Genomic DNA, 14,003 nt, shown 5'->3' with positions numbered 1-14,003 from the left:
TCTCTCTTTGCGGAGGCAAACCTTGAATAATAATAAAATGATCTACGTAATCGATGATGAGAAGGATATCTGCCAGATGGTCAGTCTGGAACTGGAACAGTTTGGTTATTCGGTGCGTAGTTTTACCACCGGGGCACAAGCCTGCCATGCCATCCGCACACGGCCACCGGCCCTCTGTATTATCGATCTGGGCCTGCCCGATATGGATGGTATGGAGCTGGTGAAGCAGCTGTGTGACAAACACAGTGTTGGCGTTATGATCCTCTCGGGGCGTAACAGCGTCCCCGACAAAGTCCTGGGACTGGAACTGGGTGCCGATGACTATATCGTCAAACCCTTTATCCCCCGGGAGCTGGTCGCCCGGGTGAACAGTCTGGTCCGTCGGCTGGAAAACAGCGGGCCTGATCCCAAAACAGAAACCCGCACCGCCCAATTTGCCAACCTGAGATATGACCCCAAAACACTGACCCTGATCACCGGCGATGGCAAACAATCAGAACTCAGCTCAGCGGAGCATGTACTGCTGATCAGGTTGCTGAAAGCGCCAAAAACCATTCTTTCAAGAGATCAGTTAATGGGGGAAACTACCGGTCCGTTTGACCGCAGCATCGATGTCAGAATGTCCAGGGTGCGCAAGAAAATTGAGCAGGACCCAAAAAACCCTGAAATCATCAAAACCATCTACGGCGTAGGCTATATCCTCACCACCGATGTCAGTTGGACCCCCTGAGTCTCTGTTCAGCAGAATAAGCCAGAAAAAACCCGGCAGATGCCGGGTTGGTCTTACTGGGGGTTCTTATTTAACCAGCTGAGACAAAGCCCTCAGTCCGCTGACTAAACCGTTTCAGATGGCGACTTGCCAGCCAACTCTTTAGCGGCAGCCCTGGCGGCCTGCCCCTGAGATTCCTCCTCGCCATCGGCAAAGATCACCTCATCGGCAGGATTGTGCTTACCCAGTAACTTTGGCCGCTCGATCAGGAAGTAAAGAATCAGGCCAATCGCCACCGCATATACTGTTGACTTGGGATCAGGCATCGCCAGGGTTACCGCAACGATACCCGCTACCCCCCGCTCAACAGAGTTTTTCAGCTGCTCCATACCCACCATGATGCAGATATAGGCGGTCAGCACCAGCGTCAGCGAAAGCGCGATAGGCAGTACGGGTTTAAACAGGGTGACCAGCGGTAACACAAACAGTGCGACAAGGCCGGTTAGCCAGAACGTGCCTCCCCCGCTGTAGATCGAATCCATCGCTTTGCGACCCATCGCATAACGCTCCGCAACTGTCGCATGGGCTGCGGTCCACAGAGGACCTGCAAGACCCGGCCAGGGTGCCAGAAAGGCATGCAGACAGTTACGCATAGCGGTCACCAGATGCACCCGGTCGACACTGTCTTCAATACTCTCATCTGAACGCAGATGATCGACCCGCTTAACCAGGGTAAAGCCGACAATAATGTCACCAAAGGCGATCACATAAGCGATTACAGCAGTAGGAATCGCCAACAGGAAAACATCCCATCCGGGAAAACCAACGGTAAAGGTAAGATACTGCCACATCAGTGCAAAGTCCGGATGGGTAATACCCCACTGAATATCCGGCAGTGGATATTCACCCACACTCCAGCCAACAACCATCGCCAGAATCATCCCCGGCACCATACCGAAATTGGCAATTTTCTTCGCCAGCGGATTGCTGTCAACCACGTTTTTGAAAGAGAGGGAGAACAGCACATAGGCCGAGATCAGCGAACCGATAATCAGGGACACCGGTGTTGCGTCAATACGACCGCCCACTTTCAGCTCCCCCATCATCGCCGCGATACCGGCACCGATAATGATACCGGACTTCAGCGAATTGGGGATGATATCCACCAGCTTTGAGCCGAGTCGGGTGACCCCCAGAAACAGAAAGATAAAGGTCACTTCCAGTTGCAGTGCAAACATCGCTTTAATGGCATCCGGCCCCGGCTCAAACCCTTTCAGGTAGAGCAAAACCACCGGTATTGCCGGGGTTATCCAGCCAGGCACCAGCGGCACCCCCAACAACGCTGGCAGGATATAACCCAATCCAGCAACAAAGGTAAATGCCAGGGCCGCTTCATAGGGCATCCCCAGATATTTTTCCAGCAGCGGAATCATCGCCAGGCCAACCACAAACATGATCAGTCCCTGAATCATCTCCGGGGTTTCCCAGCGGTAGTGAATAAAAGGTAGTCTTATTTTAAAAGGACCAGCAGGCCAGTAGGGCTGCTCAGCACCGAACTCTCGAGTCTTTAACGGCATTATTGTTATTCCTGTCATTATTATTGCTGTGTTTGTCAGATTGGGACAAACCAGGCTGCCAACTCCTGACCGGTACTCTCACCCGGCAGGGCAGCGTTGCGCAACAGCCATTTAACAACAGGAGTTTTGCTGCAATCTTTCTCAGAAATAACGAAATGTATCAAGCCGCCAGCGTTGATATTCCCAAGGAAACGTGTGCCCTTTACTGTTCACATTACAGATGAAGAGAAGGAGACCAGGGACAGCAATTGCCGATTAAAACCGGAGGTAACTTCTTGATTTTTTGCCCTTCTATCTACCAGGTGCACAATAAGCGGCTGTGATTACCCAGCCAGGCGGCTAACACAAAACTCAAACGCACCAAAACTGATCACAAAATCACACCATTCAGAAGCTCTCCCCCTCCTTTATCTAAACAGTACAGCTCAGCTCAAATTTCAGCCAAAGTCAGAGTAAGTACCACTATAGCTACCTATAAGCTACCGCTTGATATAACACAAAAACAGCAATGATTAGAATAATTCATCATTCAGATGAAAAAGTATACTTTGTCTCTGGAAGCAATTCTGGATAACCTGCGCGCGTAAACAAAGTTTGCACTAACAACATGCAACTAAAGAATGACTGCATTACAAACGCACTAATAATGTGCACAATGAGAGATAAGATCATGCTAACTACCTTCTACTACATCGACCTTTACAACAAACAGCAACAGAACCAGCCAGAAACTGAACGCGAATATTTCCTGCGTATGGCTCGTGAAATGGAACAAGCCCGTACCCTTGAGAAGCGTCAGGCAAGAAAAGCAAATATTAAGGCTATTTTTGTCGCAGCTCTGAACCTGTTCAAGGCCAAGCCTGTTCAGGGTACTGACTCCGTTTTCGGGCATTGATAGGATGCTGGTGAAAATGCAGCTTAGCCCGGCAACTTCCACTATTGGACAACCGGGTTACGCTGCAGATACGCTAAACAGTGACTGCTTAAATCTTCAACTGAACTGATATCTCCCCTGACCTCTGAAATCAACCTCCAGAGCGCCGACTACCTGCTCATATAATGATTAAGTTCTGATCCTATATCCGGTACGAAAGATCCACCACACCACCGTCAGACAGATCAGCAGAAACACCATCGTCATCCCCAGACTGACCGCCACATTGACATCCGCTACCCCGTAAAACGCCCAACGAAAACCACTGATCAGATAAACGACCGGATTAAACAGCGTCAGCGTCTGCCAGGGTTCCGGCAGCATACTGATAGAATAAAACGCCCCCCCGAGAAAGGTCAGCGGCGTGATAACCATCAGCGGTATCACCTGAAGTTTCTGAAAATCATCGGCCCAGATACCGATAATGAAGCCAAACAGGCTGAAAGTCACCGCAGTCAGAATCAGGAATGCCAGCATCCAGACCGGATGTTGAATATGGTAATCCACAAACAGCTGGGCGGTCAGCAGTATCAGCAACCCCAGGGTGACCGATTTAGTCGCGGCAGCGCCGACATAGCCGATCACAATCTCCATCGAGGAGACCGGTGCCGATAACACCTCATAGATGGTGCCGGAAAACTTGGGAAAGAAGATGCCAAAGGACGCGTTGGAGATACTCTCACTCAGTAGTGACAGCATCACCAGCCCCGGAATAATAAAGGCACCGTAACTGATCCCCTCAATATTACCCATACGGGATCCGATCGCGGTGCCGAAAACAATAAAATAGAGCGAGGTGGACAGCACCGGAGAGGCAATACTCTGCATCAGGGTACGGAAAGTACGTGCCATCTCAAACTTATAGATCGCGCGGATTGCATACAGATTCATCTTACTGCTCCTGCTCATGAACCAGACTGACAAAGATCTGCTCCAGTGAACTTTCACTGGAGTGCAGATCTCGGATCTCCAGACCCTGCTCAGTCAGCTTGCGCAATAACCGGGCGATGCTGTCACTCTCCTGACGACTGTCGTAACGGTAACAGAGGGTATCGCCATCTTCTGCCAACTGCAGACTGAACTCCGCCAGCGCTTCCGGGACTTCACTGACGGGTTGTTGCAGACGGATGCTCAGCAACTTACTACCCAGCTTATCCATCAGTGCCTGTTTCTCCTCCACCAGCAAAATTTTACCCTTACGGATGACTCCGATGCGGTCCGCCATCTCTTCCGCTTCTTCGATATAGTGAGTGGTCAGAATAATGGTAACGCCCTGCTCCCGTAGTTCGCGTACCATCTGCCACATATCTTTACGCAGCTCGACGTCCACGCCGGCGGTGGGCTCATCGAGAAACAGAATATCCGGCTCGTGGGAGAGCGCCTTGGCAATCATCACCCGGCGTTTCATACCCCCGGACAGTTCGCGCATCTGCGCATCTCGTTTATCCCACAGAGAGAGCTGGCGCAGCAGCTTTTCTATATATTCGGGGTTAGCAGGCTTACCAAACAAGCCCCGGCTGAAGTTCACCGCTGACCAGACATTCTCAAAGGCATCGCTGCACAGCTCCTGTGGCACCAGACCGATTTTACTGCGTGCCGCACGATAATCTCTGACAATATCGAAGCCATCGGCCAGCACCGACCCTTCCGAGGGGCTGCTGATACCGCAGATAATACTGATCAGGGTGGTCTTTCCTGCGCCGTTCGGCCCCAGCAAGGCGAAGATCTCCCCCCGGTGAATCTCCAGATCGACATTCTGCAGCGCGGTAAACCCGGATTGATAGGTTTTAGTCAGGCCACTGACACGTATAATTGATGGCATGGTGCTCCCTCAGAACAGATAAGAGCCACATAGTAACCGCTGAATCATGAAGACTGTAGTGGCTATCGGCCAGATTGCAGAAACAATCCAATACCAAAAGCCATCAGCACAGCCCCCGCCCCCCGCTCAAACAGATGGATACGCTGCCCCAGCAACGCTCTGACCCGCTGCTGTCCGATAGCCCGGGCCACCAGCAGATCCCATAGTAACACCGCCAGAAACATCCACAGACCCGAAAAAGCCTGTTGTAGCAGTGTGACATCCGCGCCGAGAATAACCGTCATCAGACTCATATAGAACAATGCATTCTTGGGGTTTAACAGCGCAGAATTGAATCCGAGCACCAGTTGCCGCCCTGCACCGGGAGCCTGTCCGACCGATTCAGCGGAAACCAATCCTCCCGGCTTGCTGCGTATTAGCTGCAGACCGATCCACAGCAGATAGATCGCCCCCAACGTTTCAATAATGCTGAATAACTGTGGGTTATCCCGGATTCCACTCCAGCCCAGTATGGCAATAGCGATATAGAAGCCGTTGCCCAGCGCGACACCAAGACAGATAAACCGGCTACCGGCCAGACCATGGCGTACGGCATTGGCACTGATCAGAAAAAAATCCTGGCCCGGGCTTAACAAGGCCACAAAGTGAGCCAGTGCCAGTGCAGGAAAAGCGGCTGGGAAAAAATATTCCAGGGACATAGGGACTCCAGTACCAATCACTTGAGGCCGGTAGTCTGGCAGATCAGAACGGGTAATGATTGTGCAAAATTGATCAGGCGCTGATATCAGCTTCTCTTTACTGACTCTGCTGATACTGCCCCGGGGTTGATGCGGTGTAGTTAACAAAGGTGCGGTGAAACTGACTCTGATCGAAAAAACCCAGTTGCCCCGCCACATCAACAATCGGCACACCTTCACGCAATAACAACTTTGCCTGTTCAATGCGGGCATTATTCACCAATGCCTTCGGCGTAATACCGTAATGGCGGCGGAACATCCTGATCACCGCCTCTGGTGTGCAGTCGCTGATTGCAGCAAGCTCTGCCAGCGCCGGAGGATGTTGCAGATCGGCCAGCAAACGCTGCTTCAGTTCAACACAGCGATGATCCCTGTCACTGCCGTCTTCTGCAGGGCTGCAATAAGGCAGCAACAGCTGTGTGGCCAGTCGCTCCAGCGTTATCGGGATCGCCTGATGATCCTGACGCTGTAACTGTTCAACCAGTCTCAGAAAGGTATCTATCGCCTGCTGATCCCGGATCAGGGTCTGCTCACAATAGAAATGACGCACGTCAGATGCATAGAAAGATGATAGCCACTGCAGACACCAACTGGCCTCAATATAGAGCATATAGTAGCCACGACTACCCTTTCCCAGGGGGTTACAGGCGTGAACCCTGTCAGGCTCGATGATCACCAGCTCTCCTGCAACGATCTTCTGTTCGTTGCCATTACAGCTGAAACAGGTCTCCCCGGAGTGCAGCAGGCCGATTGAAAACTGTCGATGACTATGGGATTTATACCCTTGGCGGCTGTCCCATGTAGAACGAAGTTCCATCTGCGGCATCCCTGGCAAACGTATAAACTGCTGTTCAATATCCCTGACCTTCATCCTCTGCGCTTGCCCTGTCACTGTATAAGACTCAGCAAACTCAGCACCAGACTGATACTGAAAAACGCCAGCACCGTGGTTGCCATCAGCACCCCTGAGCAGTAGGCCTGTTTACCATACTGACCACCAACAATGGGGTAGATACTCGCCATCGGCGAGGCGGAAAAGATCACTACCGCCTGCTTCAGCATCAGATCCATATCAGGCACCACAAAGATCACCAGACACAATGCGATCAGCGGTTGTAGCAACAGTTTAAAACCGGCAATCATAAAGATATCTTTGAAGGATGCGCTAAACGCTGCTCCGGCTAACGAACCGCCAATAATAATCAGAGCCACCGGTGCTGCTGCCCCAGCCAGCAGGTCCATCCCCCGGCCAAGAAATCCCGGCGCCTGAAAACCAATCAGCGACGCGAATACACCGGAAAAAACCGCAATGATAATCGGATTCCTCACCAGCCGCCCCACTACCGTGATGACGATCTTTTTCGGGCCAATACCGGTGTTACCATGGGTTTCCATCAACGCGAAGGCAAGTGGAAACAGGACAATATTCTCCACCATCAGCGACATCGCAAACGCCTGAGTCGGCGCATCTTCGGCAAAATACTGCAACAGCACCGGCAAACCGATAAAGGCACTGTTAGGGCAGGCACTGCCAAAACCTTTGAGGCCGGAAAAGCTGGCGCTATTGTTGAGTAAAAAACGGCTAATGCAAAAAACAGAGACAAATGACACGAGGCAACTGAAGCTGTAGACCATCAGGTATTGGGGATCGATCAGTACCCCCAGATCCAGTTGCGATATTTTCTGAAACATCAGCACCGGCAGCGCCAGAAAAAGCACAAAGCGACTCATCCCCGGCAGCGCTTCCCGGGGAATAATACCGACCCGGGTGGCAACAACGCCAACCAGAATCAACAGAAAAATAGGCGCGGTAATACCGATTATCGTAAGCATAAATATCCTGATACCGAAACAACGCGTGAATAAACAAGAAACTATCAAGGATTGTTGAGGCGGTAAACATACCGCTATAGGGCTACCCGACGCAAGTGCAGCAAGCGGCTAGAAGCAAGCACAATGTCAGGCTTCAGCGTAAATTTCACCCCCCTTCCCCCTGACGACAACATCTATTTTTGTGCACTAAGTGCACCATCAGACTGTTTTTTATTGCCCTGCAATAGCCCTCATCTCTACACTGGCCTCACTCTGAAATGACGCCTGGTTAACCCCATAGACTTGCCTGAGTTACCTACAACTGACAGCGCGTCATCTCAGAATTCAAATAATAAATCGCCTTTCCAGGGCTGATACCGTCCCATGGAAAGAGCAAAAAAAACACGCCGATAATGGAAAGCAAAGTGCATTGTCTTCCCCTGACCGGCAGGTTCTGGAGTCCCGCATGAGTGTAATGTTGAAGTGTCTGTCTCACACCCCCCTGAGAGACTATAACGATCCTGAGGCGAGCATCGTCAATGAGGTTAATGAGGTGATTGCTAAGGCCCGTGCCGAGGTTGAAGCCTTTGATCCGGAACTGATCGTTCTGTTTGCACCGGATCACTATAACGGCCTGTTTTATGATCTGATGCCACCATTTGTGGTTGCCACAGCCGCTGAATCTGTCGGTGATTACAACAGCCTGCCCGGCCATCTGAGTGTTGATTCTGATACCGCAATGGAGCTGGTAAAATTCCTTTTCGCCAACGGCATCGATATGACCCTGTCGCACCGTTTGCAGGTCGATCACGGTTGCACCCAGACACTGGAAGAGATGACCGGAAGTCTGACCCGTTACCCGGTCGTACCGATCATTATCAACTCTGTAGCGCCCCCCTTCTGCCCCTACGCACGCATCCGCAAACTCGGCGAGATCGTCGGCCAGTTTATTGCGGGACTGGATAAACGTGTGCTGATCCTGGGTACCGGAGGACTGTCACACGAGCCTCCGGTACCGCTGCTGGCGGATGCCCCGGAAGAGGTGGCTGAGTTTCTGATTGCCGGACGCAATCCTACCCCGGAGTTCCGGGCCGCCCGTCAGGAACGCACCATCGCCGCCGGTAAGATCTATGGCAGTGAGCTGTGCACACAGACCCCGCTCAACGCAGACTGGGATCTGACCTTTATCCAGACACTGATCGATGGCCGGGTGGCCGAGATTGATGAACTCTCCATTGAGGAGATCTCACAACAAGCCGGACGCTCCGCTCACGAGGTACGCACCTGGGTGGCAGCCTTTGCTGCGATCGGCGCAACCGGATCAGTAACCGCAAGAAAAGATTATTACCGCGCAATTAACGAATGGATTGCCGGATATGGCGTTGTCAGCGCCGAGTCGGCCTGATCTGACCCGACTGATGCCAGCAAATAATAAATAGAATTTCAGGAGAACACCGATGAACAATATGACTGTCCAGATTCCGACCGAAGAAGAGATCGTAGCCCGCGCAACCCAGATGATTCCGTGGCTCAGAGAGAAAGCCGATGCCGTTGAAAAAGCCCGCATGGTGCCGGAAGATACCATTCAGGCATTTCAGGAGGCAGGCTTCTTCCGCATCCTCCAGCCGAAGCGCTGGGGCGGCTATGAGATGAACCCAAACGTGCTTAACAAGGTTCTCATTGAACTGGCGCGCGGTTGCCCTTCCAGTGCCTGGAATGTGATGGTACTGGGGGTGCACCCGTTCGAGGTAGGTTTGCTGGATAACACCGTCGGTGATGAACTCTGGAGTGACGATAACAGCCGTCTGATATCCTCGTCCTACGCCCCTTTCGGCACAGTGAAAGCGGTTGAAGGCGGATACATTCTGAATGGCGAGTGGCTGACATCAAGCGGTTGTGACCATGCGGCAGGTGGCGCTTTTCTCGGTGGTCGTGTCGCCGATGCCGAAGGCAATATGGAGTTCCGCTCTTTCTGGGTGCAACGCTCTGACTTTGAGATTGAAGATGACTGGTTTGTTGTCGGCCTGGCGGGCACCGGTAGTAAGAAGCTTCTGATTAATGAGGTATTCGTCCCCGCTTATCGCAGCCATGTCATTGGTGATTACTGTGATGAGACTCACGGCCATGTAAACAACCTGTATAAGATGCCGTTCTTCGGCGTGTTTTACTCTGCGGTTTCTTCAGTCATCATCGGTATGGCTAAAGGGATGGCTGATCTCTATATCGAACATATGGTGCCACGTCAGAACCTCAACCAGGCGGTTGGTGCTGCCGTCAATGACCCCTTCATCAAAGGTAAGCTGGGTGAAGCTCAGGCTAAAATCACCGGCGCTGAAGCACGGGTGCTGATGAACACCGAGGAAGCCTGGAAATATGCGTCAAAAGGTGAGCTGGTACCCACCGATGTCCGCGTGCGTACCTTCGCCACCAACCAGTTTACCGGTGGTGACTGCTTTGAGGCCGCCCATATGATCTTCAAGAAAACCTCAACCCGTGGCGTCTGGTTGTCCAGCCCGATGCAGCGTCAGTTGCGCGACATTCTGGTAGGTGCGAACCACATCACTCAGAACCAGGACAACATTGGCGAACTGCTGGGTGGACAGATGCTGGGAAACCCTCTGCCACAACCCAACCCGTTCGGCGTTAAAGCCCAATAAACAATAATAGCCACACCTGAGGCAGGGGCGTGTCCCTTGCCCGGTATAACAATTTTAAAGGGTGCTGTAATGAATAAAGAGATCAATCAGATTCTTGACTGGACGCCTAACGCTAAATTAGCAGCTATGCCAACGGTTACTTCGGATGACCACCGCTATGGTATGCGCCATTTTGCGGTCGGTGTCACCATCATCAGCGCATCAGACGGTGAGAACAAAGCCGGTCTGACCGCAACAGCGGTCTGCTCGGTTACGGCTGATCCTCCCCGACTGGTTGTATTCGTGAACAAAGATGTCGCTGCCAGCGAGATCATTTTGAACAGCGGCGCACTCTGTGTGAACATCCTTGCCAGTGAGCAGGAAGAGATCGCCAAGGTCTTTGCCGGTATGAACAAAGAGGTTCACGGTGAAGCACGTTTTGAATATGGCCAATGGCGTGAACTGGTGACCGGAGCCCCCAGCCTGGACGGTACACTGGCTAACTTCGATTGCCGTGTGATCAAAGTGTTTGATGAAAGCACCCATCATGCATTTCTCTGTGAAGTGATGGCCACCTGCGAACGGGATGATGGCGAAGCACTGATCTATCTGAATGGTGCCTTTCGCAGCGTTCCTCAGTAAGCGCGCAAACAATGAGATAGTCAGGCCACAGGGCTTAGCGTTCGCCCATAATGAATTAAAAGGCAGAATCTATGAGTACGATTGAAATCAGTGAAGCCTCCAGCAGCAACTTTATCGATATTGTTGCCGAAGGTAATCCCTACAAGATCCACTACAACGAACTGGGGACCGGTGAGCAGGTGGTGATTATGCTGCATGGCTCAGGCCCCGGTGCCACCAGTTGGGCTAACTTTAACCGCAATATCGAGCCTTTTGTTAATCAGGGTTATCGTATTATTTTGCTGGACTGTCCTGGCTGGGGTAAAAGTGACCCGGTTGTCTGCACCGGTTCCCGCTCCGATCTCAATGCCGCCTGTGTCAAAGGCGTGATGGACGGTCTGGACATCGAAACTGCCCACCTGATCGGTAACTCGATGGGCGGACACAGTGTAGTGGCCTTTGCCCTCAGCTGGCCCGAACGGGTTAACAAACTGATTCTGATGGGCGGCGGTACCGGTGGACCAAGCCAGTTTGTGCCGATGCCAACGGAAGGGATCAAACTGATTCAGGCGCTCTATCGCAACCCCGATCTGGAAGCTCTGAAAAAGATGATGTCGGTGTTTGTTTATGACAGCAGCCATCTGACCGACGAGATGTTCCAGCTGCGTCTGGATAATATGCTGTCCCGTCAGGATCATCTGGAAAACTTCGTTAAAAGTCTCGAAGCAAATCCGAAACAGTTCCCTGATTTTGGTCCACGTCTGGCAGAAATTAAGGCAGAGACGCTGGTTATCTGGGGACGCGACGACCGTTTTGTACCAATGGATATCGGCCTGAAGCTGATTCGGGGCATCCCTAATGCACAATTACATATCTTTAATAACTGCGGTCACTGGGCACAATGGGAGCATGCTGACACATTTAACAGAATGGTGCTGGATTTTCTGCAACATTAATTAAATACCGGCGTATTACTTTCCAACAATCCGGTTTAAAAGCTTTTATAACCACTGCTATTGTATAGCAGTGGTTATAACTGTTCCTCTATTTTCTCAATAACATCATTTATTTTCTTCAGATATTTTTTAGCCGCTTTTTCAGTAGGCATCGCTTTAGCGATATACACCAGATTCAAACATCCCACCACTTCATCTTCACGCATAATCGGCCGGGCGATTGCTGCAATATTCCCCTCATCACCCCAGTCCTGATTATTGGCACCGTAGCCCTGCTCCCGGGTCTGACGTATCACCCGACGAACATAATCCTCATCATTTGCATGCATTCCCTGTCTGTCGTTATGCTGCCGCAACCGCTCCAGTATTTCGTTACGTTCAGCTTCCGGACAGTAGGAAATATAGGCTCTTCCAGTGGCCGTCATCAGCAGTGGCAACCGCCTGCCCACCATATCCCGATGAAACGATAGTTTACTGAAACGGTGGGTGGTCTCCCGGATAACCATCGCGTCACCATCCAGTGTACAGAGGTCTGTCGGCCATATAACCTGTTGTAATAACTGACCTAATAGCGGAGCAGCCAATTGAGATATCCACTGAGCATCCTGAAACCCTTCACTCAGTTGTCTGACCTTAAGCGTCAGTTGATAACTGTCATCAGATGGGCTGCGCCGCACATAACCTTCCCCCACCAGGGTTTCCAGTAATCGTCGGACGGTGGTGCGGTGAATACCACTCCAGTCGGCCAGATCCCGGATTTTTGCCCCACCATGGGCGCGATTCAACAGATAGAGTAACTCAAGCCCCCGGGTAAGACCCCGCACATTCTTATACTGCCCCGTTTCTTCAGTTTCCATGATTCAGTACTCATATGACCATATCAGAATGTGCACTTAGTGCACACTACAGCAGTTTTTAATTGTAGCCTGCTTAACCATTTTTTTATACTGACACAATAATTATAAGTATTAAAAAATAATAATAGTCATTCATCGGGTGCTGCAAAATGAATATTCTTGTCGCTGTCTATCTATTTTTTCTATCTCGTTATTTACTGACTACTTCAATAACTCATCAAAGTAACAAGCACTCCGTTTCAGCTTTAAAGCATCGAAGCAATATTTTTAACGTCCCCCTTCTGAATATCATTTAGTCAGCCAAATTTAAACAGGATTACACCGATGTTAATTGATCTGGACCTGATCGCCAAAAACCTGCGTGAAGCCGAGCTTCATAACGAAGCGATCCCCCCCATCCGGGAGATAATTGGAGAAGACAACACCGAAGCGGCATACAGGATTCAGCAGCTCAATACTGAACATGCCTGTCATACCGGGCGCCGTATTGTGGGCCGCAAGATAGGCCTGACTAACGTCAAAGTGCAACAACAACTCGGCGTGAATCAACCCGATTTCGGCACTCTGTTTGCCGATATGTGTTATGGCGACAACGAAACTGTTCCGGTCACCCGGGTGATGCAAGCCAAAGTCGAGGCGGAACTGGCGCTCATACTGACCAAAGACCTGCCCGAAACCAATACCACTTTTGCTGAGCTGATTGATGCAATCGGCTGGGTAATGCCGGCGATTGAAATCGTCGGTAGCCGCATCAACGACTGGAACATCGGTTTTGTCGATACGGTAGCTGATAACGCATCCAGCGGTGCATTTGTTCTGGGTGACGCGCTGCGCTGGCAGGGTGGCATCGATCTGGCAAAGATTCATATGACCATGACCCGCAACGGCACCGAGGTTTCTGCAGGCAGCGGTATTGAATGCCTGGGACACCCACTCAATGCCGCCGTCTGGCTGGCACGCACCCTGAGCAAGTTAGGACACCCACTTAAAGCGGGCGATATCGTACTGACAGGAGCACTGGGGCCGATGGTAGCCGTAGAGCCCGGCGATCAGTTTGATGTGCTGATCTCATCAATTGGCCGGGTCAGCACTCAATTCAGCCGGGCCTGACTGGACAGCAATCAGCTCAGCAAAGCGTTGCTGCCAATACAACTCGTTGTTTGAAGGATTTTCCCTATGAAAAAATTAAAAGCAGTGATTATCGGGCCGGGCAACATCGGTACCGACTTGCTGATGAAGATGAAACGGTCTGAGTGGATCGAACCGGTCTGGATGGTGGGGATCGACCCGGAATCCGATGGCCTGAAACGCGCCCGGGAGATGGGTATTAAAACCACTGCTG

14 protein-coding genes and 1 pseudogene are annotated in these 14,003 nt (G+C 51.4%); 8 read left to right on the top strand and 7 right to left on the bottom strand.

Annotated features, from left to right (window positions below; translation table 11 throughout):
• The first annotated feature begins 22 nt into the window (after window positions 1-22).
• A complete protein-coding gene (locus tag JW499_RS19930; RefSeq protein ID WP_232846543.1) occupies window positions 23-730 on the top strand; it encodes a response regulator transcription factor in 708 nt (235 codons plus the stop codon).
• 104 nt (window positions 731-834) lie between these two features.
• Here the strand turns inward: JW499_RS19930 and JW499_RS19925 are convergent, their stop codons facing one another.
• Window positions 835-2,286, bottom strand: coding sequence for a xanthine/uracil/vitamin C permease (locus JW499_RS19925; protein ID WP_232846542.1), 1,452 nt, complete (start codon window positions 2,284-2,286; stop codon window positions 835-837).
• Between the two features lie 655 nt (window positions 2,287-2,941).
• On the opposite strand from JW499_RS19925, the gene JW499_RS19920 reads away from it, so the two are divergent.
• Window positions 2,942-3,181: a hypothetical protein gene (locus JW499_RS19920; protein ID WP_205212230.1), complete on the top strand. Its 240-nt coding sequence runs from the start codon at window positions 2,942-2,944 to the stop codon at window positions 3,179-3,181.
• Between the two features lie 168 nt (window positions 3,182-3,349).
• Here the strand turns inward: JW499_RS19920 and JW499_RS19915 are convergent, their stop codons facing one another.
• The 5 genes from JW499_RS19915 to JW499_RS19895 all read right to left on the bottom strand — a co-directional run bounded on the left by JW499_RS19915 (window position 3,350) and on the right by JW499_RS19895 (window position 7,612).
• A complete protein-coding gene (locus tag JW499_RS19915) occupies window positions 3,350-4,111 on the bottom strand; it encodes an ABC transporter permease (protein WP_091352288.1) in 762 nt (253 codons plus the stop codon).
• A 1-nt stretch (window position 4,112) separates the two neighbouring features.
• On the bottom strand, window positions 4,113-5,042 hold the full coding sequence (locus JW499_RS19910) for an ABC transporter ATP-binding protein (RefSeq protein WP_205212229.1): 930 nt from the start codon (window positions 5,040-5,042) through the stop codon (window positions 4,113-4,115).
• A gap of 62 nt (window positions 5,043-5,104) precedes the next feature.
• Window positions 5,105-5,740, bottom strand: coding sequence for a LysE family translocator (locus JW499_RS19905; protein WP_205212228.1), 636 nt, complete (start codon window positions 5,738-5,740; stop codon window positions 5,105-5,107).
• Between the two features lie 97 nt (window positions 5,741-5,837).
• Window positions 5,838-6,596 (bottom strand): helix-turn-helix transcriptional regulator, encoded by a 759-nt coding sequence (locus JW499_RS19900; protein WP_205212227.1) that lies wholly within the window; start codon window positions 6,594-6,596, stop codon window positions 5,838-5,840.
• Window positions 6,597-6,667: 71 nt separating this feature from the next.
• Window positions 6,668-7,612 (bottom strand): AEC family transporter, encoded by a 945-nt coding sequence (locus JW499_RS19895; protein ID WP_205212226.1) that lies wholly within the window; start codon window positions 7,610-7,612, stop codon window positions 6,668-6,670.
• A 445-nt stretch (window positions 7,613-8,057) separates the two neighbouring features.
• On the opposite strand from JW499_RS19895, the gene JW499_RS19890 reads away from it, so the two are divergent.
• From JW499_RS19890 to JW499_RS19875, 4 genes are all read left to right on the top strand, one after another.
• Window positions 8,058-8,996, top strand: a complete 939-nt coding sequence (locus tag JW499_RS19890; protein ID WP_205212225.1) for a 3-carboxyethylcatechol 2,3-dioxygenase — start codon at window positions 8,058-8,060, stop codon at window positions 8,994-8,996.
• A gap of 52 nt (window positions 8,997-9,048) precedes the next feature.
• Entirely contained in the window at window positions 9,049-10,248 is a 1,200-nt protein-coding gene (locus JW499_RS19885; protein WP_205212224.1) for an acyl-CoA dehydrogenase family protein, read from the top strand.
• A 69-nt stretch (window positions 10,249-10,317) separates the two neighbouring features.
• Complete coding sequence (locus JW499_RS19880) at window positions 10,318-10,869, top strand: flavin reductase family protein (protein ID WP_205212223.1); 552 nt, start codon at window positions 10,318-10,320, stop codon at window positions 10,867-10,869.
• A gap of 71 nt (window positions 10,870-10,940) precedes the next feature.
• Window positions 10,941-11,804 (top strand): alpha/beta fold hydrolase, encoded by an 864-nt coding sequence (locus tag JW499_RS19875; RefSeq protein ID WP_205212222.1) that lies wholly within the window; start codon window positions 10,941-10,943, stop codon window positions 11,802-11,804.
• Between the two features lie 74 nt (window positions 11,805-11,878).
• On the opposite strand, the gene JW499_RS19870 is transcribed toward JW499_RS19875, so the two are convergent.
• Window positions 11,879-12,661 (bottom strand): DNA-binding transcriptional regulator, encoded by a 783-nt coding sequence (locus JW499_RS19870; RefSeq protein ID WP_232846541.1) that lies wholly within the window; start codon window positions 12,659-12,661, stop codon window positions 11,879-11,881.
• Between the two features lie 324 nt (window positions 12,662-12,985).
• Here JW499_RS19870 and mhpD point away from each other — a divergent pair, with 324 nt between their 5' ends.
• Together mhpD and JW499_RS19860 are read left to right on the top strand one after the other, a co-directional pair.
• The gene (gene mhpD, locus JW499_RS19865) at window positions 12,986-13,771 is read left to right on the top strand and encodes a 2-keto-4-pentenoate hydratase (RefSeq protein ID WP_205212221.1); all 786 of its coding nucleotides are present in this window, start codon (window positions 12,986-12,988) and stop codon (window positions 13,769-13,771) included.
• A gap of 66 nt (window positions 13,772-13,837) precedes the next feature.
• Window positions 13,838-14,003 (top strand): annotated as a pseudogene (locus tag JW499_RS19860) (acetaldehyde dehydrogenase (acetylating)); the annotation flags it as partial.

The organism is Amphritea pacifica (assembly GCF_016924145.1).
GTDB lineage: Bacteria > Pseudomonadota > Gammaproteobacteria > Pseudomonadales > Balneatricaceae > Amphritea > Amphritea pacifica.
Note: the sequence above shows the minus strand (reverse complement) of the source record. Positions and strands in the feature narration are given on the sequence as shown.